The sequence below is a fragment of the Burkholderia sp. AU16482 genome (assembly GCF_002223285.1).
GTDB classification, from domain to species: domain Bacteria; phylum Pseudomonadota; class Gammaproteobacteria; order Burkholderiales; family Burkholderiaceae; genus Burkholderia; species Burkholderia semiarida.
In genome coordinates this window covers 110,729-132,961 of record NZ_NKEY01000003.1, presented here as the reverse complement: position 1 = coordinate 132,961, position 22,233 = coordinate 110,729, and the positions used below count along the sequence as shown (strand labels likewise).

Below are 22,233 nucleotides of genomic sequence, written 5' to 3'. Positions count from 1 at the left end.
AAAAAAAACCGCCCGGCGGCTTGCCGGGCGGTTTTCGCATAGGTACGCGCGAAAACGCGCGAACGCTCAGTGCAGGATCTTCGCGAGGAAGTCCTTCGCGCGGTCCGATTTCGGATTCGAGAAGAAATCGTCCTTGCGGTCGTCCTCGACGATCGCGCCCTTGTCCATGAAGATCACGCGATGCGCGACCTTCTTCGCGAAGCCCATCTCGTGCGTGACGACCATCATCGTCATCCCTTCCTGCGCGAGTTCGACCATCACGTCGAGCACTTCGTTGATCATTTCCGGATCGAGCGCGGACGTCGGCTCGTCGAACAGCATCGCGATCGGGTCCATCGACAGCGCGCGCGCGATCGCGACACGCTGCTGCTGGCCGCCCGACAACTGGCCCGGAAACTTGTGCGCATGCGCCTTCAGGCCGACGCGATCGAGCAGCTTCATGCCCTTCTCCGCCGCTTCGTCCTTGCCGCGGCCGAGCACCTTGATCTGCGCGAGCGTCAGGTTCTCGGTGATCGACAGATGCGGGAACAGCTCGAAATGCTGGAACACCATCCCGACCTTCGAGCGCAGCTTCGACAGGTTCGTCTTCTTGTCGCCGACCGACTGGCCGTTCACGAGGATCTCGCCCTGCTGGAACGGCTCCAGGCCGTTCACGGTCTTGATCAGCGTCGACTTGCCGGAGCCCGACGGGCCGCACACGACGACCACTTCGCCTTTCTTGACCTCGGTCGTGCATTCGGTAAGGACCTGAAACTGGCCGTACCACTTCGAAACGTTCTTGATGGAAATCATCTTGTGACCTTTTTCTGGAGACCCTTGACGAGAGCAGACGCCAACGAGCAAATCACGAAATAGCATGCGCCGGCGAACAGGACCATCTCGACGGTCGTGCCGTCGCGATCGCCGATGTTGGCGGCCGTGCGGAAGAAGTCCGCGAGACTGATCACGTACACGAGCGACGTATCCTGGAACAGGACGATCGCCTGCGTGAGCAGCAGCGGCACCATCGCGCGGAACGCCTGCGGCAGGATCACGAGGCGCATCGCCTGCGCGTAGTTCATGCCGAGCGCGAACGCGGCATTCACCTGCCCGCGCGGCACCGCCTGGATGCCGGCGCGGATGATCTCGGAATAATACGCGGCTTCGAACAACGAGAACGCGACCATCGCCGACGCGAGGCGGATGTCGATCGTCGGCGACAGCCCGAGCACGCCCTGCAGCACCTGCGGCACGATCAGGAAGAACCACAGCAGCACCATCACGAGCGGGATCGAGCGGAACACCGTCACGTACGCTTTCGCGAACCACGCGAGCGGCTTCACGCCGGACAGCCGCAGCAGCGCCAGCAGCGTGCCCCAGACGATCCCGACCACGATCGCGATCAGCGTGATCTTGAACGTGACGATCGCGCCCGACCACAGCGTCGGCAGCGCGCCGGGAATACTACTCCAGTCGAACTGATGCATCACTTGCCTCCGATATAGCCGGGCAGCCGCGTACGGCCTTCGATCCAGCGCATGAACGCCATCACGACGAGGTTGATCAGCACGTACGCGAGCGTGACCGCGATGAACGACTCGTAGGTCTGCGCGGTGTAGTCGACGAGCTGGCGTGCCTGCGCGGACAGATCGAGCAGGCCGATCGTCGACGCGACGGCGGAGTTCTTGAAGATGTTCAGGAATTCCGACGTGAGCGGCGGCACGATGATCCGGTACGCCACGGGCAGCAGCACGTAGCGATACGTCTGCCATTGCGTGAAGCCCATCGCGAGGCCGGCCGCGCGCTGGCCCTTCGGCAGCGCGTTGATGCCCGAGCGCACCTGTTCGCATACGCGGGCACCCGTAAACAGGCCGAGACAGACGATCGACGCGGTAAAGAACTGCGTGCCGGGCGGCAACTGCTTGATCCACGTGCCGATCGACGCGGGCAGCAACTCGGGTATCACGAGATACCAGACGAAGAACTGCACGATCAGCGGGATGTTCCGGAAGATCGACACGTACACGGTGCCGATCGCGGCGAGCCATTTGTTCGGCACGGTGCGCAGCACGCCGAACAGCGATCCGACGATCAGCGCGATGACCCAGGCGACGAGCGACACCTCGATCGTCACCCAGAAGCCGGACAGCAGCCAGCCGAAATAGGTCGTCGGCTCGCCGGTCGACACGGGGCTCAGAAAGATGCCCCAGTTCCAGTGGTAAGACATGGGCAAGACTCCAGCAAAAAGAAACGGAAGAAGCATGGCCTCTTCCGTTTCAGTAGCGTCATTTCTGCGTCAACGGCCGCGTGGTCAGTCGAGCGCCTTGTCGTTCGGGTTCGCGTACAGCTTCTTCATCGAATCGGACAGCGGGAAGTTCAGGTTCAGCCCCTTCGGCGGGATCGGGTTCTCGAACCACTTCGCGTAGATCTTCGCGGCTTCGCCCGACTTCTCGACTTGCGAGATCGCGTCGTCGACGACCTTCTTGAAGTCGGCGTCGCCCTTGCGCATCATGCAGCCGTAAGCCTCTTCCGATTGCGGCGTGCCGACGATCACCCACTCGCCCGGCTGCTTCGCCTTCGCGCGCTCGCCCGCGAGCAGCGCGTCATCCATCATGAACGCGACCGCGCGGCCCGATTCCAGCGTGTTGAACGAATCGCCGTGATCCTTCGCGCTGATGATGTTCATGCCGAGCTGCTTGTCGTTGTTCATCTTGCGCAGCAGGCGCTCCGACGTCGTGCCGGCCGTCGTCACGACCGTCTTGCCCTTGAGGTCGGCGAAATCCTTGACGCCCGAATCCTTCTTCGTCATCAGGCGCGTGCCGATCACGAAGATCGTGTCGGAGAATGCGGCCTGCTGCTGGCGCTCGAGGTTGTTGGTCGTCGAGCCGCACTCGATGTCGACCGTGCCGTTCTGCACGAGCGGAATGCGGTTCTGCGACGTGACGGGGATGTTCTTCACCTGCAGGTTCGGCAGGTTCAGCTTCTTCTTCACCGCGTCCACGATCTTCATCTGGAATTCGCGCGAATAGCCGACCACCTGCTGGTTCTGATCGTAATAGGAGAACGGAATCGACGATTCGCGGTGGCCCAGCGCGATCACGCCGGTGTCCTTGATCTTCTTCAGCGTGCCCGTCTCCTGAGCATGCGCGCCGCTTGCGAACGCGCAAAGCGCCGCGACCATCAGGACTGCCTTGTGGTATTTCATTTTGGTCATCTCCTTGGCTAAAACCCGCGCCAGTGTATCAAAGTAATATTTTTGAAAGTACTGGTTGTTAACCGCACTACGAATCGCCCTGCGAGAAGCCGTCCTCCCGGCTTCGGGCGCCCCGAATGCGCGCGCGGGCGATGCCGGATTCGGCATCGCCCGCGAGGGTTCATTTCCGCAATCGGGTGGATTGCATCATGAATCGATCATGGTCGTTGATCAGGGACGCCCGGTCAGGGACGCCCGGTTAGGGACACCCGGTCAGGGACGCCCGATCAGGGGTAGAGGCCGCGCATTTCGCGCGCCATCAGGATGCGCTTGCACGCGACGATGAACGCCGCCGTACGCACCGTCACCTTGTGCTCTTCCGCGACCGCCCACACGCCGGCGAACGCTTCGCGCATCACGCGCTCGAGGCGATGGTTGATCTCGTCTTCCGTCCAGAAGAAGCTCGAGAAATCCTGCACCCACTCGAAGTACGACACCGTCACGCCGCCCGCGTTCGCGATCACGTCGGGGATCACGAGCACGCCGTTCGCGCTCAGGATGTCGTCGGCCGCCGTCGTCGTCGGGCCGTTCGCGCCTTCGACGATGATCTTCGTGCGGATCTTCGCCGCGTTCTTCTCGGTGATCTGGTTCTCCAGCGCCGCCGGGATCAGGATGTCGGTCTCGACCGTCCAGAACTCGTCGTTCGGCATCGGCTCCGCGCCTTCGAAGCCCGCGACGCCGCCCGTGCGGGCGACGTGGTCGAGCAGCTTGTTCGAATCGAGGCCGGCCGGCTGGTAGATCGTGCCCGTGTGATCCTGCACCGCGATCACCTTCGCGCCCGCTTCCTGGAACAGCTTCGCCGCGATGCCGCCGACGTTGCCGAAGCCCTGCACCGCGATGCGCGCGCCTTCGATCTCGAGGCCCTTCTTCTTCGCCGCTTCCGAGCCGACGACGAACACGCCGCGGCCCGTCGCTTCCTTGCGGCCGAGCGAACCGCCGAGCGCGATCGGCTTGCCGGTCACGACGCCGGTCGACGTCTGGCCCTGGTTCATCGAGTACGTGTCCATCATCCACGCCATCACCTGTTCGTTGGTGTTGACGTCCGGCGCCGGAATGTCGGTGTTCGGGCCGATGATGATGCCGATTTCGCTGGTGTAGCGGCGCGTCACGCGCTCGAGCTCACCGCGCGACAGCTTGCGCGGGTCGACGCGGATGCCGCCCTTCGCGCCGCCGTACGGCACGTTCACGGCCGCGTTCTTCACCGACATCCATGCCGACAGCGCCATCACTTCCGACAGCGTCACGTCCTGGTGGTAGCGCACGCCGCCCTTGCCGGGGCCGCGCGACACGTTGTGCTGCACGCGATAGCCCTCGAAGTGCGCGACGGTGCCGTTGTCGAGCTCGATGGGGCAGTCGACGACCAGGATGCGCTTCGGACGCTTCAGCGTTTCGAGCCAGCGCGACAGCGAACCGAGGTACGGCGCGACGCGATCGACCTGCTGAAGGTAGTTGCCCCACGGGCCGAGATCGTCGGCGTGCAGGTAGGACGGGATGGACTGCTGTTGCGAAGACATGGAAGCTCCAACGTTCAACGGATTGCGCCCATTGTCGAAAAAGCCGTTTTTTTTATCCAATGCCGTTTGTTTATTCGATTATGCGTTTCTTGCATGATCGCGATTTTCCGCAAATCCGCGGTCGATCTGCGCAAGAACGCCGGCGATCGGCCGGGCATCGCGTTCGGGGAAAACCGGATCGGCCAGGCACGGGCGGGGCTGCGGACGGCCGTCCGACAGGCGCCGCAAGGCCGCCGTCAGCCGGGCCGCCGGGCGGCCGGCCGGATTAACCGTCGGCGGTTAATCGTCGGTCAACCGGCGGTGTCGCCGGCAGTCTCGCGCAGTTCGTCGCGCACGACGTCCCACAGCGCACGCACGAGCTTCTGCCGCGGATCGTCGCCCTGCAGCGCGAGCTTGTCGCAGTACAGCCGGATCTCCATCGTCAGCGTGAACGGATGCGCGCCGCCGCGCGCCGACCGGTCGAGGCGGATCAGCCGGCCGCCCGCGACCGCATCGTCGGCCGCGCTGTGCGGCAGGAACGCGACGCCGTGGCCGGCGAGCGCCATCGCCTTCAGCCCTTCGGCCATGTCGGTTTCGTACACGCGATCGAGAAACAGCCGGGTGGGCGCGTTCGCGATGATGACTTCGGTCATCCGGCCGAGATACGCGTTCGGCGTATACGACAGGTACGGCACGCGCGCGTCGGCCGCGCCCGGCAGCGTATGGCGCGGCCGGCCCGCGCGGCCGGGCGCGGAAAACGGGCTGATCGGCTCGCTGCCGAGGACCAGCATGTCGTAGCGGGCCGGGTCGAGCGCGACCGGGTGACTCGGGTGGTGGTAGCCCATCACGAGGTCGCAGCCGCCCTCGACGAGCGACAGCACCGCGTCGTGCACGTTCAGCGCGCGCAGCCGCGTGTGGACCTGGCCCATCTTCGCCTCGATCCGCTCGAGCCAGCGCGGGAAATACGTGAGCGACAGCGTGTGCGGCACCGCGAACTCGATCGTCGGCACCGGCGCGCCGACGTGGCCGCGCAGCAGCGTCCTTGCCTCGTGCGCCTGCGACAGCATCGTCAGCGCCTGCTCGTAGAAGATCTGCCCGGCCTGCGTGAGCCGCGTCGGATACACCGAACGATCGATCAGCTCGGTCGCGAGCCACGCCTCGAGCGCCTGGATGCGCCGCGAAAACGCCGGCTGCGACACGTGCCGCAGCTCGGCGGACCGGCTAAAGCTGCGCGTTTCCGCGAGCGAGACGAAGTCTTCGAGCCATTTCAGTTCCATGCAGGCGGGCGCGGCGGGCGGCGGTCGGGAAGAAGCCTGCATTCTACCGGCGGGCGGGCCCGGCCGGCGGCTTGGGCGGCGGCCCGGCGCGCCTGCGCGGGCGCGCGCCGGCACGCCATTCGCGCGCCGCCCGGGCATCGCTCGCCCGCGGCGGCCACAGCTGGACCGATTCGGTCGGGAGCGACGCGCGCCGATGGTAAAATGCCGGATTCTCCTCCCCTCGTTCGCCCCGGCCCCAAAAGGCCCTGCCCGATCATGTCCGACACTCGTCCCGATACGCTTTTCGCCCTCACCGCGCTCTCGCCCATCGACGGCCGCTACGCCAGCAAGACCGAGGCGCTGCGCGACTGGCTCTCCGAAGCCGCCTTCATGCGCCACCGCGTCACCGTCGAGGTGCACTGGCTGATCGCGCTGTCGCGCGCCGGCTTCGCCGAAGTCCCGCGCTTCTCGGAAGCCTCCGAGCAATTCCTGCTGCAGCTCGCCGAGCGCTTCACCGCGCACGACGCCGCGCGCATCAAGGAAATCGAGCGCGTGACGAACCACGACGTGAAGGCCGTCGAATACTGGCTGAAGGAATCGGTGAAGGGCCAGGCCGAACTCGAGAAGGCGAGCGAGTTCATCCACTTCGCGTGCACGTCCGAGGACATCAACAACACGTCGCACGGGATGATGCTCGCCGGCGCGCGCGAACACGTGATCCTGCCGGCGCTGCGCACGGTCCACCAGCGCCTCGTCGCGCTCGCGCACGCGCATGCCGACCAGCCGATGCTGTCGCGCACGCACGGCCAGCCGGCCAGCCCGACGACGCTCGGCAAGGAACTCGCGAACGTCGCCGCGCGCCTCGCCCGCGCGATCGCGCGCATCGAGAAGATCGAGATCCTCGGCAAGATGAACGGCGCGGTCGGCAACTTCAACGCGCACCTGTCCGCGTATCCGGAATTCGACTGGGAAGCGTTCTCGCGCGACGTGATCGAAAACCGCCTGAAGCTCACGTTCAACCCGTACACGATCCAGATCGAGCCGCACGACTACATGGCCGAGCTGTTCGACGCGGTCGCACGCGCGAACACGATCCTGCTCGACCTCGACCGCGACGTGTGGGGCTACATCTCGGTCGGCTACTTCAAGCAGAAGACGAAGGCCGGCGAAATCGGCTCGTCGACGATGCCGCACAAGGTCAACCCGATCGACTTCGAGAACTCGGAAGGCAACCTCGGCCTCGCGAACGCGACGCTGCGCCACCTCGCCGACAAGCTGCCGGTGTCGCGCTGGCAGCGCGACCTGACCGACTCGACGGTGCTGCGCAACATGGGCGTCGCGCTCGGCTATTCGCTGCTCGCGTACGACTCGCTGATCCGCGGCCTCGACAAGCTCGAAGTGAACCCGCAGCGCCTGAACGAAGATCTCGACAACTGCTGGGAAGTGCTCGCCGAGCCGGTGCAGACGGTGATGCGCCGCTACGGCATCGAGAACCCGTACGAGCAACTGAAGGAACTGACGCGCGGCAAGGGCATCACGCGCGAAGCGCTGCAGGAATTCGTCGGCACGCTCGCGATCCCGCAGGACGCGAAGGATCGCCTGCTGGCGATGACGCCGGCGTCGTACATCGGCAAGGCCGTCGAACTCGCGAAGCGGATCGCGTAAGCGCCGCGTCGCCGGACGAAAAAAAGCCCGATGCGAAGCGATTCGCATCGGGCTTTTTGTTGCCTGCCGCAGTCGGTCAGAACGAGATCATCCGCCCCGGGTTCAGCGCGCTCATCACGCTCATCGCCGCCTTCGCGGCCGGGATCGCGATCGGCGACAGCTGCCGGCCGAGCGGAATCGCGCGATGGTCGATGCCCGTGAGCATCGAGAAATCGTCGTTGCGGCCGACGAAATCGTCGCAGATCGCCTTGCCGATTCGCACCGTCTGCGCGACGCCGTGGCCGCTCCAGCCCTGTACCATGTACATCGGCACGCGGCCGTCGGTCTTGCGGCTGTCGGTGGCGCCGTTCAGCGTGAAGTCGCTGACGCCGCTCCAGCAGTAGTCGAGCGCGAAGCCGCCGTCGTGCTGCGGAAACACCGTGTTCAGCCGCGTCAGCAAGTACGCGTTCACGTCCGACTGCGCCCAGCAGCTGCCGGTGCCCTGCCCGCCGAACAGCAGGCGATTGCCGCGCACCGGCCGGTAGTAGTCGATCTGGAACTGCGTGTCGTACACCGGCATGCCTGCCGGCATCAGCGTCGCGACGTCGACGTCGAGCGGCGCCGTCACGCTCACGTACGTGAAGAACGGCACCGTGGTCGCCGCGCCGTCGTCGAGCAGGCGGAACGTCGTGTTGTGCAGCGCGAGCACGACGCCGCGGCGCGCGGTGATCGTGCCGCCCGGCGTCGTCGCGACGACGCCCGCGGGCGTCTCGTCCAGCTCCAGCACCTCGGTGCCCTCGAACAGCGCGCCGCCGTTCAGCCGGAAGCCGTGCACGAGGCCGCGCACGAGCGCGAGCGGATGGATCTGCCCGCCGATCGCGTCGATCGCCGCGCCGTGATACAGCCCCGAGCGCACGTATTCGTCGTGCAGCTGATGGCGGCCGACGAGCGTCACGCCCGCATCGCCCAGATGGCGGCGCGCATCGGCGCCGTCGAGCAGCGCGCTCATGTGGCCGGGGTGAACCGCCGCGGTGACGTGGCCGCGCTTGCGGTCGAGATCGAGCGCGTAACGCGCGCCGATCCCGTCGATCAGGTCCATCGACTCGGCCGACGCGAAACGCCACAACCGCTTCGCATCGTCGTGCGACAGGTTCTCGATCATGTCGGCCGCTTCCCAGCGCGCGAGGCCGGGCGTCAATTGGCCGCCGTTGCGGCCCGACGCGGCCGAGCCGACGTGATGCTTGTCGACGAGGATCGTGTCGACGCCCGCTTCCGCGAGATGCAGCGCGGCCGATGCGCCGAGCAGCCCCGCGCCGATCACGAGCACGTCGCAGACGGCGTCTTGCGCGAGCGGCGCGCTGTTTTCATGGCGCGACAGCGACGCCTCGTACCAGTTCGCCGGGCGCTCGCCGTCGTAGCGGACCGGATCGCACCAGTTCCAGTTGTCTTTCTCGATATTCAGTTGCGTTTGCTCGAAACGCGATTCGCCCTGGATCAGGGGCTTGTGATTGGAAGTCATGATTGCACTTGCATGGTCTTGGCCGCCTGTCGAAGCGCCCCGTTGCTTCGGGGCTTCGCGGGTGGGGCAGCCGGTTCCACTTGGGTGTCAACGAGATAAGGGCGCGATGGCCCGTGTTGACGGCAGACACGCTCGCGTCTGCCTGAATCCCGGACTGTGCGAAAGCACGTATTGAGAGGTGCCGGGACACCCAATTTCTACACCGCAGAAATAATTCTACAGTGTAGAATAAGCTTTCGTCAAGTTTACAGCCGGCGCGATGCCGCGCCTGCCAGCCTGCCTCGATGAAAGACACACCCACCCAGGGGCCGCGCGGCCTCGACAAGGACGCGATCGTCGCGGCCGCGCTCGCGCTGCTCGAAGACGTCGGCGAGGCCGCGTTCAGCGTGCGCAAGCTCGCGCAATCGGTCGGCTGCGACCCGATGAGCGTGCTGTATCACTTCAAGTCGAAGGACGGCCTGAGCCGCGCGATCGCGAATGCGCTGTCGCGCTCGCTCGTGCCGGTCGATCCGTCGCAGCCGTGGCGCGAACGGCTGCGCGACCTCGCGCGCCAGTACCGCGCGCTCGCGCTGCGCTACCCGGCCGCCTTCGCGCTGCTGCAGCGGCACATGAGCACGGGGCCGGCCGATCTCGCGCACATCGAGGCCGTGCATCGCGCGCTGACTGACGCCGGCATCCCGCGCGCGGCGCTGCCGTCGGTATGCGTCGGCTGGTACGCGGCCGTGATCGGCCTCGCCGCCGCCGAAGCGGGTGGCCTCACGCGCGCCGCGAACGACGTCGAGCTCGCGGAAATGCACGCGCTGTCCGACACCGCGCATCCGCTTGTCAAGTCGGCCGCCCCGCTCTATGCGCAGCTCGATCCGGCCGTCGTGCACGACACGATGCTCGACGTGCTGCTCGACGGCATCGCGCAACGCGCGCGCGCGGCCTGACATCGGCATACGCGCCGCCAACGAAAAAGGCGCCCGAATGAAGGCGCCTTTTCCATGACGATGGCCGCGAACCGCGCTCAGTGCTGATGCGCGAGGCCGATCTTCAGCATGACCTGATCGACGATCTGTTCGGGCGTCAGCTCGATGCTGACCTCGATCGCTTCATCCGGGCCCGGCTCCTCGAGCGTATCGAGCTGGCTCTTCAGCAGCGACGGATCGAAGAAATGGCCGGTGCGGCTCTTCAGGCGCTCTTGCAACACCTCGAACGAACCCTTCAGATACACGAACCGCACGTCGGTGTCGGTGCCGCGCAGCACGTCGCGGTACGACCGTTTCAGCGACGAGCACGTGAACACGGCCGTCTCGCCGGCGCGCTGCTTTTCCTCGATGGCCGCGCGAATCGTGCGCAGCCACGGCCAGCGGTCTTCATCGGTCAGCGGAATGCCGTGGTGCATCTTTTCCTTGTTCGCCGCGCTGTGAAATGCGTCGCCGTCGGTATAGCTGCACGACAGGCGTTCCGCCAGCATTTCGCCGATTCGCGACTTGCCCGCGCCCGACACGCCCATTGCGATCAGAATCATTGACTACCCCTTGTTACAGAACCAGGCTCAGCAGCAGCGTAAAGCTCAGACCGAGCACCGAGATGATGGTTTCAAGCAGCGACCAGGTCTTGAACGTCTGCCCGACCGTCATCCCGAAATATTCCTTGATCAGCCAGAAGCCGCCGTCGTTCACGTGCGAGAAGATCAGCGAGCCCGAGCCCGTCGCGAGCACGAGCAGTTCCGGACGAACCGCCGCGCCCGACGCCGCCGCGATCGGTGCGACGATGCCGCAGGCCGTCGTCATCGCGACCGTCGCCGAGCCCGTGGCCAGACGCATCAGCGCCGCGACGAACCAGCCGAGCAGCAGCGGGGACAGGTGCGCGTGCTTCGCGGTCTCGACGATCTGCTGCGAGATCCCGCTGTCGCGCAGGACGCCGCCGAAGCCGCCGCCCGCGCCGACGATCAGCGTGATGCCGGCGATCGGCGCCAGGCACTCGCCGCAGAATTTCTGGATCTGGTCGCGGTTGAAGCCCTGCTTCGCGCCGAAGGTCCAGAAGCTCACGAGCACGGCGATCAGCAGCGCGACGTCCGAGTTGCCCGCAAAGCGCAGCAGGTTGTTCGGCAGCGACTTCGGCGTGAACACCAGGTCGGCCCAGCTGCCGACGAGCATCAGCACGACGGGCAGCAGGATCGTGAACAGCGTGATGCCGAAGCTCGGCAGTTCGCGCTTGCCGCCATCCGCGCGCGAATCGACGAATTGCGCGGCGAGCGGGTTGTTTTCCGGCAGCTTCACGAACTTCGAGATCACCAGCGCGAACAGCGGACCGGCGATGATCGCGGTCGGCACGCCGACGATCAGGCCGAACGCGATCGTCTTGCCGATATCGGCGCCGTATTGCTGGACGGCCAGCAGCGCGGCCGGGTGCGGCGGGATCAGCCCGTGCACGACCGACAGGCCGGCCACCATCGGGAGGCCGACGACGAGCAGCGACTTGCCGGTGCGCTTCGCGACGTTGAACGCGATCGGGATCAGCAGCACGAAGCCGACTTCGAAGAACACCGGCAGGCCGACGATGATCGCGACGAACATCATCGCCCAGTGGATGTTCTTTTCACCGAACCAGTCGATCAGCGTGGTCGCGATCCGTTCGGCGCCGCCCGATTCGGCCATCATCTTGCCGAGCATCGTGCCGAGGCCGACGACGATCGCGATGTGGCCGAGCGTGCCGCCGGTGCCCGTCTCGAACGACTTGACGATCTTGTCCATCGGCATGCCGACGACGAGGCCGAGGCCGAGCGAAACGATGATCAGCACCAGGAACGGGTAGATCTTGTAGCGCGCGATCATCAGGATCAGCGCGGCAATCGCGATCAGCGTGAATACGAGCAGCATGCTGCCTTGGACGGCCGCCATGTGGCACTCCTCCTAGAATTGTTCGAACCGGGCGCGTTGCGAGTATGCCCGGCTATGCAGGTCTCCGAAACACGGGGGTACCCCCCCGTCAGGACGCTGAATTTTACTTATCTTTGCGATCCGCGGATAGAACCGGTTCCATCAGCAAAAACCCTCGGTAAAACAAGCACTAACGCTTGTTTTCCGAGGGCTGAATCGTCGTTTGATACAAGTATTAGCGCGGCAACTGGCTCGCCGCTTGCGCGAGGCGCGTGACTTCGGCCCAGTCCTGCGCGGCGAGTGCGGCCTTCGGCGTGAGCCACGAGCCGCCGACGCACACGACGTTCGGCAGTTTCAGGAAGTTCGGCGCGGTGTCGACCGTGATGCCGCCCGTCGGGCAGAACTTCAGCGCCGGGAACGGGCCGTGGAACGCCTGCAGCATCGGCACGCCGCCCGCCTGCTGCGCGGGGAAGAACTTCACGATGTCGTAGCCGAATTCGAGCGCCTGGATGATGTCGCTCGGCGTCATCACGCCCGGCAGCAGCGGCAGGCCCGCGTCGAGCGACGCGAGGTGCAGGTCCTTCGTCAGGCCCGGCGACACGCCGAACGTGGCGCCCGCGCGCTTCGCCTGCGCGCAGTGCTCGGGCTTCGTGATCGTGCCGACGCCGACGACGATGTCGTCCGCGAGCTGACTTGCGCGCTGGATCGCCTCCAGGCCGGCCGGCGTGCGCAGCGTGATCTCGAGCACCTTCACGCCACCCGCGTGCAATGCACGCGACACGTTTTCGCCCTGCTCGACCGAGTCGAATGCGAGCACCGGAATGACCGGGCCCAGCTTCACGATTTCAGCAATCGTCTTCATTGAATTGGCTCCTTGAAATTCATGCGGCGACGCCGACGGCCGTTTCGCCGACCAGCGTCCCGAAAACCGATGCGCCCTGCTCGGCCGGCGCCGCGGCCGCGCGGAACACGCCGAACAGTTCGCGCCCGAAGCCGACTTCGTTCTCGGCCTGGTGCTGCGGCTGCGCGACCGGGCGCGCGAGCCATTCGGCGTCGTCGACCTCGATGTCGAGCACGCCGGCTTCCGCGTCGATCACGAGCATGTCGCCCGTCTTCACCTTGCCGATCGGGCCGGCCAGCAGCGCTTCCGGCGACACGTGGATCACGGCCGGCACCTTGCCCGACGCGCCCGACATGCGGCCGTCGGTCACCAGCGCGACGTGAAAGCCCTGATCCTGCAGCACGCCGAGCAGCGGCGTCAAACGGTGCAGCTCGGGCATGCCGTTCGCGCGCGCGCCCTGAAAGCGCACCACCGCGACGAAATCGCGCTTCAGCTCGCCGCGATCGAACGCTTCCTGCACGGCTTCCTGCGAGTCGAACACGATCGCGGGCGCCGTCACCTTGCGGTGCTCCGGCGCGACCGCCGAAATCTTGATCACGCCGCGGCCGAGCCGGCCCTGCATCAGGCGCAGGCCGCCGTCCGGCTGGAACGGGTCGCGAATGCCGCGCAGCACCTTCGTATCGTGGCTCTCGGCCGTGCCGTCGACCCACGTCAGCTTGCCGTCGATCAGCTTCGGCTCCTTCGTGTAGTGCGACAGGCCCTTGCCCGCGACCGTCGTCACGTCCTCGTGCAGCAGCCCGCCTTCGAGCAGGTTGCGCACCAGGAACGCGACACCGCCCGCCGCGTGGAAATGGTTCACGTCGGCCTTGCCGTTCGGGTAGATCTTCGCGAGCAGCGGCACGGCGGCCGACAGTTCGTCGAAATCGTTCCAGTCGATCAGGATGCCGGCCGCGCGCGCGATCGCGACCAGGTGCAGCGTGTGGTTGGTCGAGCCGCCCGTCGCGAGCAGCGCGACGATCCCGTTGACGATCGCCTTCTCGTCGATCACATGGCCGATCGGCGTGTACTGGCCGCGCTCGACGGTCAGGTCGAGCACGCGGCGCGCGGCCTCGGCCGTCAGCGCGTCGCGCAGCGGCGTGTGCGGATGGATGAACGCCGAGCCCGGCAGGTGCAGGCCCATCAGCTCCATCAGCATCTGGTTGCTGTTCGCGGTGCCGTAGAACGTGCAGGTGCCGTGGCCGTGATAGGCGGCCGATTCGGCTTCGAGCAGCGCGTCGCGGCCGACCTGGCCGGTCGCGAATTGCTGGCGGATCTTCGCCTTGTCGTCGTTGGACAGCCCGCTCGTCATCGGGCCGGCCGGCACGAAGATGGTCGGCAGGTGGCCGAACTGCAGCGCGCCGATCAAGAGGCCCGGCACGATCTTGTCGCAGATGCCGAGGCAGAGCGCCGCATCGAACATGTTGTGCGTGAGCGCGATCGCCGTGCCCATCGCGATCGCCTCGCGCGAGAACAGCGACAGCTCCATGCCCGGGTTGCCCTGCGTGACGCCGTCGCACATCGCCGGCACGCCGCCGGCGAACTGCGCGACGCCGCCGTTCTCGCGCGCGGCCGCCTTGATGATGTCGGGGAAATTCTTGTACGGCGCGTGCGCGGACAACATCTCGTTGTACGAGGACACGATACCGATGTTCGGTTCGCGAATCGCCTTGATCTGGAACTTGTCGTTGCCCTCGAGGCCTGCGAAGCCGTGCGCGAGGTTCGCGCACGACAGCGCGCCGCGGGCCGGGAACTTGCCTTGCGCGCCGTCGATGCGCTGCAGATAGGCGGAACGGGTCGATTGGCTGCGGGCGATCACGCGTTCGGTGACCTTCGCCAGGGTGGGGTGCAGCGACGTCATGCTGGGCGCTCCTGTATGCCGGCCGACACCGGCGGTTGGAATCGTGGGGACGGTCGCGCTTCGTCGACCGAACGACGCAAGTCTAGTAGAAAAACTACATGCACGCAATGTGGATCGACGCGTGTGCAACCCTTGTTCCCGCCACCAGCAAGGCTTTAATCAGTGAAAACCCTAATTCGGCTCGCCAGACCCGCATGGCAACGCTCACAATTCCGCTAGTATTTTCATGTAGATTTTCTACAATTCGATTGCGATACACTCGCTCATCCGAACCCGATTTCCACGTGCCGTCCCATGCTGCCCCGCATTGAAGCGATCCGCGCCGAGTTGCGCCCGTCCGAGCGCAAGCTCGCCGACTACATTCTCGCCGCGCCGCGCGAGGTGCTCGACCTCGCGATGACCGAGCTGTCGGCCCGCGCGGGCGTCAGCCAGCCGACGATCGCGCGCTTCTGCCAGGCGCTCGGCTGCAGCGGCTTTCGCGAATTCAAGATCCGGCTCGCGCAGAGCGTCGCGCCCGGCGTGTCGTCGGTATATCGCGACGTCGAGCCCGACGAGCCGGCGCCCGGCATCATCGGCAAGGTGTTCGACCGCACGATCGGCGCGCTGATCGAAGTGCGCAACAGCCTGTCCGCGGGCAGCGTCGCCGACGCGATCGCGCTGCTGTCGAACGCGTCGCGCATCGAGTTTTACGGCGCCGGCGGCTCAGGCATCGCCGCGCAGGACATCCAGCACAAGTTCTTCCGGCTCGGCGTGCCGAGCGTCGCGTATTCGGATCCGCACACGTTCTCGATGTCGTCGGCGCTGCTCGGGCCGCACGACGTCGTCGTCGCGATCTCGAACACCGGCCGCACGCGCGATATCGTCGACGCGGCGCGCTCCGCGCTCGCGTGCGGCGCGAAAGTCGTCGCGATCACGCAGAGCCATTCGCCGCTCGCGAAGCTCGCGACGGTCAGCCTCGCGTCGAACGTCGCCGAGGAAACGGACGTGTTCTCGCCGATGACGTCGCGGATGTCGCATCTCGCGATCGGCGACATCCTCGCGGTCGGCGTCGCGCTGTCGCGCGGGCCGGCGCTGATGGAGCGCGTCGGCCGCGCGAAGGAAGCGATCACGCGGCGCCGGATCGACGATCCGGTGAAGGATTGAGCCGGAGCGGGACGCCGCGCGTAAACGAACAACGGCGCCCCGAGGGGCGCCGTTGCGCATCGATCGCCGGCTGCGCGTTGCGGCGAACTCAGAACGGCTTGATCACCACCAGCGCGACCGCCGCCAGCATGCCGAGCACCGGCAGCTCGTTGAACACGCGATACCACTTGTCGGTGCGACGGTTCTCGCCGCGCTCGAACACCCGCAGCAGGTGCCCGCAATATGCATGATAGACGATCAGCAGCAGCACGACCGTCACCTTCGCATGGATCCAGCCCTGCCCCTGCCCGATGCCGATCACGAGCCAGAGCCACAACCCGCAGGCCAGTGCCGGCACCGCGATCATCGTCATGAAGCGGAACAGCTTGCGCGCCATCAGCAGCAGGCGCCGCACCGCGGCCGGATCGGTCTCCATGGCCAGGTTCACGTAGATGCGCGGCAGGTAGAACAGCCCCGCGAACCACGCCGCGATCAGAACGATATGGAACGTCTTGACCCAGAGCATTGCCATCGGTTGTGCGCCTCGCGGTTGACTTACTGACGGCCTTCGCCGTGCCCGAGCACGACGTACTTCAGCGACGTGAGCCCTTCCAGGCCGACCGGGCCGCGTGCGTGCAGCTTGTCGTTCGAGATGCCGATTTCCGCGCCGAGGCCGAATTCGAAACCGTCCGCGAAGCGCGTCGACGCGTTGACCATCACGCTCGCCGAATCGACTTCACGCAGGAAGCGCATCGCGCGGTCGTGATCCTCGGTGACGATCGCATCGGTGTGATGCGAGCCGTAATGGTTGATGTGCTCGATCGCGGCGTCGAGGCCGTCGACAACCTTGATCGCAAGCACCGGCGCGAGATATTCGGTGTGCCAGTCTTCTTCCGTCGCGTCGACGAGCGGCCCGACGCCCGCATCGGCGAGCACCGCGCGCGCGGCTGCATCGACGCGCAGTTCGACCTGCTTGTCGCGATACAGCCGGCCGAGCGGCGGCAGCAGCTTCGCGGCGATATCGCTCGCGACGAGCAGCGTCTCCATCGTGTTGCAGGTGCCGTAGCGGTGCGTCTTCGCGTTGTCGCAGACGGTCAGCGCCTTCGCGAGATCGGCGCGGTCGTCGACGTACACGTGGCAGATGCCGTCCAGATGCTTGATCATCGGCACGCGCGCCTCGTTGATCAACCGTTCGATCAGGCTCTTGCCGCCGCGCGGCACGATCACGTCGACGTACTCGGTCATCGTGATCAGCGTGCCGACCGCCGCGCGATCGGCCGTCGCGACGACCTGCACCGCATCCTGCGGCAGGCCAGCCGCCTCGAGCCCTTCGCCGATGAGCTTCGCGAGCGCCGCATTCGATTCGAGCGCTTCGGAACCGCCGCGCAGGATCGTCGCGTTGCCGGACTTCAGGCACAGCGCGGCCGCGTCGATCGTCACGTTCGGGCGCGACTCGTAGATGATGCCGATCACGCCGAGCGGCACGCGCATCTGGCCGACCTGGATCCCGCTCGGCCGGAACTTGAGGTTGCCGATCTCGCCGATCGGATCGGCCAGCGACGCGACCTGGCGCAGCCCTTCGACCATCGTGTTCAGCGCCTTGTCCGACAGCGTCAGGCGGTCGACGAACGCCGCATCGAGCCCCTTTTCGCGGGCGCGGGCGACGTCGCGCGCATTCGCGTCCTTCAGCGCCTGCGCGTCGCGTTCGATCCCGCGGGCCACGGCGTCGAGCGCCGCGTTCTTCGCGGCCGTGCTGGCGCGCGCCATCGCGCGGGAAGCGTGCCGGGCGCGACGGCCCAGGTCGGTCATGTACTGATCGATATCCATCGTGTGACTCGAGAAGCGAGCCGCGCGGAGCGGCATGAATTCGTGGGGAAGCGTGGGCGGCCATCCGTGCGCGGTGGCGGCCGCCAGACGGCGCCGCGCAGCGGCGCCCGGTCATCAAAACATTGTAAGCGGGTTGCGCAGCGCGCGCTGAAGGCCCGAACGGGACTTAGCGTCGCACGCGACCCGCGGTCGGCGGTCGCTCGCCGCGCTCGCCCGCGACCGTCATCGCAAGCTGGAACAGCCCGTCCCATGGGTCGGGCGGCGGTTCGTCCTGCGTACGGCGGCCCGGCGCGACGGCCGTCAGCCCCTTGACCTGCCGGTCGAGCTTCGCGGCGAACGCGAGCGCCTTTTCGAGCACCGCTTCCGACACGCGGTTCAGCGCGGGCGCGATCAACCGCTCGCGCGGCCCCCACACGCGGTTCTCGCGCAGCAGCGTCGCGAGCGGCTTGCCGGCCGTCGTGCCGCGCTTGATCCGCAGCAGCGTGCGCAATTCCTCGACGACGGCCCACATCACGAGCACGATCGCCTCGCCCTCGCCCTTCAGGCCGTCGATCATCCGCGCGAGCCGCGCGGCATCGCCGGCGAGCATCGCCTCGTTCAGCTTGAACACGTCGTAGCGCGCGACGTTCAGCACCGCGTCGTGCACCTGCTCGAACGACAGCGCACCCTGCGGATACAGCAGCCCGAGCTTCTGGATTTCCTGGTGCGCGGCGAGCAGGTTGCCCTCGACGCGCTCCGCGATGAACTGCAGCGCGCGGCGCCCGTCGTCGCCGGATGCGACGCGCTGGCCCTGCATCGACAGGCGCTGCCCGATCCAGTTCGGCAGTTGCGCGCGATCGACCGGATCGATCTTCAGCGCGACGCCGCCGTTCTGCAGCGCGGTAAACCATGCGGATTTCTGCGTGGCCGCGTCGAGACGCGGCAACGTGACGAGCATCAGCGCGTCGGGGTTCGGCGTGGCCGCGAGCGTCTTCAGCGCGTCGGCGCCTTCCTTGCCGGGCTTGCCCGACGGAATGCGCAGCTCGATCAGCTGGCGCTCGCCGAACAGCGACATCGCCTGGGTCGCGCCGAGCAGCACGCTCCAGTCGAAGCCGCGTTCGACCGTATGCACCGAACGCTCGGTAAAACCGGCCGCGCGCGCGGCCGCACGAATGCGGTCGCACGCTTCCTGCGCGAGCAGCGGCTCGTCGCCGTAGACGGTGTAGAGCCCGGCCAGCCCCTTCGCGAGGTGCGGCTCCAGCGCATCAAGTCGCAATTGCATCGCTGCGTGCGCCCGCGATCAGAGCGGCGGCGGCGGCAGCGGCGCGCGCGGCGCCACGCCCGGCACCACGTCCTCCGGCGCCGGCGTCAGCGAATGGACGATCGCGAGACGCCGCATCAACTGGTCGACTGCGTCGTTCTGCATGTCGCCGTACAGGATGTCGGCTTCCTGCGCCTTCGCGTTCGTGTACTGGTCGCTGTAGGTCATCGCGCGATTCAGCGCGATCGCGCTCGGCGGGATCAGCACGGTGCCGTCCTTGCTCGTCAGCGTGTAGTTCAGCGTGTAGAACAGCGCGTATTCCTGCGCGGAGCCGTACTTGTTGAGCGTCAGCGTGTTCTGGCCACGCGACTCCCACATGCGCAGCACGGCGTCGGCATCGTCCGCCGACTTGACGATCTTCGTGTCGCTGCCGGCCTGGACGAGGCGCGTGAGCCGCGCCTCGACGGGCGCCGGCGCACCGGCCACGAACAGGTGCTTGAACGCGTAGTCCTGCTGGCCGCGCAACTGGAAGCCGCATGCCGACAGCGCGACCGCGCTGCCGACGAGCATCAAAAACGATCTGCGGATCACCTTCGCTCCTTCTGTGTGCACCCGACGGCCCGCGGCCGTCAGACGACGATGTTCACGAGGCGGCCCGGCACGACGACGATCTTCTTCGCCGGCTTGCCGTCGCTGAATTTCGCGAATGCCTCGTCGGCCACCGCCGCCGCTTCGATCGCGTCGCGGCTCGCGTCCTTCGCGACCTTCAGCGCGCCGCGCACCTTGCCGTTCACCTGCAGCACGAGTTCGATCTCGGCCTGCTCGAGCGCGGCCTCGTCGACCTTCGGCCACGGCGCATCGAGCAGCGGGCCGAATTCGTCCGCGTAGCCGAGCGCCTTCCACAGCTCGAACGTGATGTGCGGCACGACCGGGTACAGCACGCGCAGCAGCACGCCGTAGGTTTCGCGCAGCACGGCGGGCGTCGCGCCCTTCGCGCCGTCGATCGCGTTCAGCATCTTCATCGCGGCCGACACGACCGTGTTGTACTGCAAGCGCTGGTAGTCGAAATCGGCCTGCTTCAGCACGCTGTAGATCTCGCGGCGCAGCGCCTTGTCGGCGTCACCCAGCGCGGCGGCATCGAAACCCGCGCGGGCCGCGAGCGCTTCGCGGTTGCCGAAGCCGAAGCTCCACACGCGGCGCAGGAAGCGGCTCGCACCCTCGACGCCCGCGCCCGACCACTCGAGCTGCTGCTCCGGCGGCGCCGCGAACATCGTGAACAGGCGCGCGGTATCGGCGCCGTACTGGTCGATCAGCAGTTGCGGATCGACGCCGTTGTTCTTCGACTTCGACATCTTCTCGATGCCGCCGAGCACGACCGGCTGGCCGTCCGCATTCAGCGTCGCGCCGACCGGGCGGCCCTTGTCGTCGTGCGTGACCGTCACGTCGAGCGGGTTGTACCAGGTCTTCTTGCCCGCCGCGTCCTCGCGGTAGTACGTCTCGTTCAGCACCATCCCCTGCGTGAGCAGGTTCTTCGCCGGCTCGCCGAACTTCACGAGGCCGAGGTCGCGCATCACCTTGGTCCAGAAGCGCGAATACAGCAGGTGCAGGATCGCGTGCTCGATGCCGCCGATGTATTGATCCATCGGCATCCAGTAATCGGTGCGCGCGTCGACCATGGTCTCGGCGTCCGGCGCCGTGTAGCGCGAGAAGTACCACGACGAATCGACGAAGGTGTCCATCGTGTCGGTTTCGCGCTTCGCCGCCGCGCCGCACTTGGGACACGTGCAGTTCAGGAACGCTTCGGACTTCGCGAGCGGGTTGCCCGTGCCGTCCGGCACGAGGTCTTCCGGCAGCACGACCGGCAGGTCGGCCTCCGGCACCGGCACGTCGCCGCACGACGGGCAGTGGATGATCGGGATCGGCGTGCCCCAGTAGCGCTGGCGCGACACGCCCCAGTCGCGCAGGCGCCACGTGACCTGCTTGTCGCCGAAGCCGCCGGCCTTCAGGTCGGCCGCGACCGCGTCCACCGCTTCCGTGTAGCGCAGGCCGTCGTACTTGCCGCTGTTCACGCAGACCGCGGTTTCCTTGTCGCCGTACCACTCCTGCCATGCGTCGAGCGAGTACGTCTGCCCTTCGCTCGCGATCACCTGCTTGATCGGCAGATCGTATTTCTTCGCGAACGCGAAATCGCGCTCGTCGTGGCCCGGCACGCCCATCACCGCGCCTTCGCCATAGCTCATCAGCACGTAGTTGCCGATCCACACCTCGACCGGCTCGCCGGTCAGCGGGTGCTTGACCGAGAAGCCGGTCGCGACGCCCTTCTTCTCCATCGTCGCGACGTCGGCCTCGGCGACGCCGCCGCGCTTGCATTCGTCGATGAACGCGAGCAGCTCCGGCTTGTCCTGCGCGAGACGCGTGGCGAGCGGGTGCTCGGCCGCGATCGCGCAGAACGTGACGCCCATGATCGTGTCGGCGCGCGTCGTGAACACGCGCAGCAGCTTCTGCTCGCCGTCGAGTTCGTACGGGAAGCCGAAGTTCACGCCGAAGCTCTTGCCGATCCAGTTCTGCTGCATGATCTTCACGCGCTCGGGCCAGCCGAGGCCGTCGAGGTCGTTCAGCAGCTCATCCGCGTACTGCGTGATGCGCAGGTAGTACATCGGGATCTCGCGCTTCTCGACGAGCGCGCCGGAGCGCCAGCCGCGGCCGTCGATCACCTGCTCGTTCGCGAGCACGGTCTGGTCGACCGGGTCCCAGTTCACGGTGCCCGTCTTCTTGTACGCGATGCCCTTCTCGAGCATCTTCAGGAACAGCCACTGGTTCCACTTGTAGTAGTCGGGCTTGCACGTCGCGATCTCGCGCGACCAGTCGATCGCGAGGCCCATCGACTGCATCTGGCCCTTCATGTAGTCGATGTTGTCGTAGGTCCACTTCGCGGGCGGCACGCCGTTCGCCATCGCGGCGTTCTCGGCCGGCATCCCGAACGCGTCCCAGCCCATCGGCATCAGCGTGTTGTAGCCGTTCATCCGCAGATAGCGGTACATCACGTCGTTGATCGTGTAGTTGCGCACGTGACCCATGTGCAGCTTGCCGGACGGGTACGGCAGCATCGACACGCAGTAGAACTTCGGCTTCTGCGAATCTTCCTTCGTCTTGTAGGCATCGGCTGCGCGCCAGTCGCCCTGGGCGGCGGCTTCGACGTCGGCGGGTACGTATCTCTCGTGCATGGTGTGGTTCGGGCTAGGCTTTAAGCGGCGCGACGGCTCGCGCGCAGGATTGGATCGAAATCGTGCGTGCC

The 22,233-nt window shown here is 66.6% G+C and carries 19 protein-coding genes; 3 read left to right on the top strand and 16 right to left on the bottom strand.

Annotation, left to right across the window (positions count from 1 at the left end; translation table 11 throughout):
- Positions 1–66 precede the first annotated feature (66 nt).
- The 6 genes from CFB35_RS02965 to CFB35_RS02940 form a co-directional block, all read right to left on the bottom strand.
- The gene (locus tag CFB35_RS02965; RefSeq protein WP_089464537.1) at positions 67–792 is read right to left on the bottom strand and encodes an amino acid ABC transporter ATP-binding protein; all 726 of its coding nucleotides are present in this window, start codon (positions 790–792) and stop codon (positions 67–69) included.
- Positions 789–1,466, bottom strand: coding sequence for a glutamate/aspartate ABC transporter permease GltK (gltK, locus tag CFB35_RS02960; RefSeq protein WP_059581074.1), 678 nt, complete (start codon positions 1,464–1,466; stop codon positions 789–791). Before gltK ends, CFB35_RS02965 begins: the two co-directional genes overlap by 4 nt.
- The gene (locus tag CFB35_RS02955) at positions 1,466–2,206 is read right to left on the bottom strand and encodes an amino acid ABC transporter permease (protein ID WP_059581071.1); all 741 of its coding nucleotides are present in this window, start codon (positions 2,204–2,206) and stop codon (positions 1,466–1,468) included. The genes gltK and CFB35_RS02955 overlap by 1 nt, the downstream gene beginning before the upstream one ends.
- Before the next feature lie 84 nt (positions 2,207–2,290).
- A complete protein-coding gene (locus CFB35_RS02950) occupies positions 2,291–3,184 on the bottom strand; it encodes a glutamate/aspartate ABC transporter substrate-binding protein (RefSeq protein ID WP_059581206.1) in 894 nt (297 codons plus the stop codon).
- Between the two features lie 275 nt (positions 3,185–3,459).
- Entirely contained in the window at positions 3,460–4,746 is a 1,287-nt protein-coding gene (locus tag CFB35_RS02945) for a Glu/Leu/Phe/Val dehydrogenase (protein WP_059581070.1), read from the bottom strand.
- A gap of 290 nt (positions 4,747–5,036) precedes the next feature.
- A complete protein-coding gene (locus tag CFB35_RS02940; protein ID WP_059581067.1) occupies positions 5,037–6,002 on the bottom strand; it encodes a LysR substrate-binding domain-containing protein in 966 nt (321 codons plus the stop codon).
- Positions 6,003–6,257: 255 nt separating this feature from the next.
- Between CFB35_RS02940 and purB the strand changes: the two genes are divergently transcribed.
- Positions 6,258–7,646 (top strand): adenylosuccinate lyase, encoded by a 1,389-nt coding sequence (gene purB / locus CFB35_RS02935; protein WP_089464535.1) that lies wholly within the window; start codon positions 6,258–6,260, stop codon positions 7,644–7,646.
- A gap of 76 nt (positions 7,647–7,722) precedes the next feature.
- Here purB and CFB35_RS02930 read toward each other — a convergent pair whose 3' ends face one another.
- On the bottom strand, positions 7,723–9,144 hold the full coding sequence (locus tag CFB35_RS02930; RefSeq protein ID WP_059581063.1) for an FAD-binding oxidoreductase: 1,422 nt from the start codon (positions 9,142–9,144) through the stop codon (positions 7,723–7,725).
- A gap of 284 nt (positions 9,145–9,428) precedes the next feature.
- Between CFB35_RS02930 and CFB35_RS02925 the strand changes: the two genes are divergently transcribed.
- Positions 9,429–10,076 carry a TetR/AcrR family transcriptional regulator gene (locus CFB35_RS02925; RefSeq protein ID WP_059581060.1) on the top strand — a complete coding sequence of 216 codons (648 nt, stop codon included), beginning with the start codon at positions 9,429–9,431 and terminating at the stop codon, positions 10,074–10,076.
- Positions 10,077–10,153: 77 nt separating this feature from the next.
- On the opposite strand, the gene CFB35_RS02920 is transcribed toward CFB35_RS02925, so the two are convergent.
- The 4 genes from CFB35_RS02920 to edd all read right to left on the bottom strand — a co-directional run bounded on the left by CFB35_RS02920 (position 10,154) and on the right by edd (position 14,749).
- On the bottom strand, positions 10,154–10,657 hold the full coding sequence (locus tag CFB35_RS02920) for a gluconokinase (protein ID WP_059581058.1): 504 nt from the start codon (positions 10,655–10,657) through the stop codon (positions 10,154–10,156).
- Positions 10,658–10,670: 13 nt separating this feature from the next.
- Positions 10,671–12,032 carry a GntP family permease gene (locus tag CFB35_RS02915; protein ID WP_059581055.1) on the bottom strand — a complete coding sequence of 454 codons (1,362 nt, stop codon included), beginning with the start codon at positions 12,030–12,032 and terminating at the stop codon, positions 10,671–10,673.
- Between the two features lie 214 nt (positions 12,033–12,246).
- Complete coding sequence (gene eda, locus CFB35_RS02905; RefSeq protein ID WP_059581053.1) at positions 12,247–12,873, bottom strand: bifunctional 4-hydroxy-2-oxoglutarate aldolase/2-dehydro-3-deoxy-phosphogluconate aldolase; 627 nt, start codon at positions 12,871–12,873, stop codon at positions 12,247–12,249.
- A 19-nt stretch (positions 12,874–12,892) separates the two neighbouring features.
- The gene (gene edd, locus CFB35_RS02900) at positions 12,893–14,749 is read right to left on the bottom strand and encodes a phosphogluconate dehydratase (protein ID WP_059581051.1); all 1,857 of its coding nucleotides are present in this window, start codon (positions 14,747–14,749) and stop codon (positions 12,893–12,895) included.
- Between the two features lie 294 nt (positions 14,750–15,043).
- Here edd and CFB35_RS02895 point away from each other — a divergent pair, with 294 nt between their 5' ends.
- Positions 15,044–15,892: a MurR/RpiR family transcriptional regulator gene (locus CFB35_RS02895; protein ID WP_059581048.1), complete on the top strand. Its 849-nt coding sequence runs from the start codon at positions 15,044–15,046 to the stop codon at positions 15,890–15,892.
- Between the two features lie 88 nt (positions 15,893–15,980).
- On the opposite strand, the gene CFB35_RS02890 is transcribed toward CFB35_RS02895, so the two are convergent.
- The 5 genes from CFB35_RS02890 to leuS all read right to left on the bottom strand — a co-directional run bounded on the left by CFB35_RS02890 (position 15,981) and on the right by leuS (position 22,162).
- Complete coding sequence (locus tag CFB35_RS02890) at positions 15,981–16,403, bottom strand: CopD family protein (RefSeq protein WP_089464534.1); 423 nt, start codon at positions 16,401–16,403, stop codon at positions 15,981–15,983.
- 23 nt (positions 16,404–16,426) lie between these two features.
- Entirely contained in the window at positions 16,427–17,698 is a 1,272-nt protein-coding gene (locus CFB35_RS02885) for a glutamate-5-semialdehyde dehydrogenase (protein WP_089464533.1), read from the bottom strand.
- 166 nt (positions 17,699–17,864) lie between these two features.
- On the bottom strand, positions 17,865–18,959 hold the full coding sequence (holA, locus tag CFB35_RS02880; RefSeq protein WP_059581043.1) for a DNA polymerase III subunit delta: 1,095 nt from the start codon (positions 18,957–18,959) through the stop codon (positions 17,865–17,867).
- 18 nt (positions 18,960–18,977) lie between these two features.
- Complete coding sequence (gene lptE / locus CFB35_RS02875; RefSeq protein ID WP_006483412.1) at positions 18,978–19,529, bottom strand: LPS assembly lipoprotein LptE; 552 nt, start codon at positions 19,527–19,529, stop codon at positions 18,978–18,980.
- Positions 19,530–19,567: 38 nt separating this feature from the next.
- A complete protein-coding gene (leuS, locus tag CFB35_RS02870) occupies positions 19,568–22,162 on the bottom strand; it encodes a leucine--tRNA ligase (RefSeq protein ID WP_089464532.1) in 2,595 nt (864 codons plus the stop codon).
- Between the last annotated feature and the right edge of the window lie 71 nt (positions 22,163–22,233).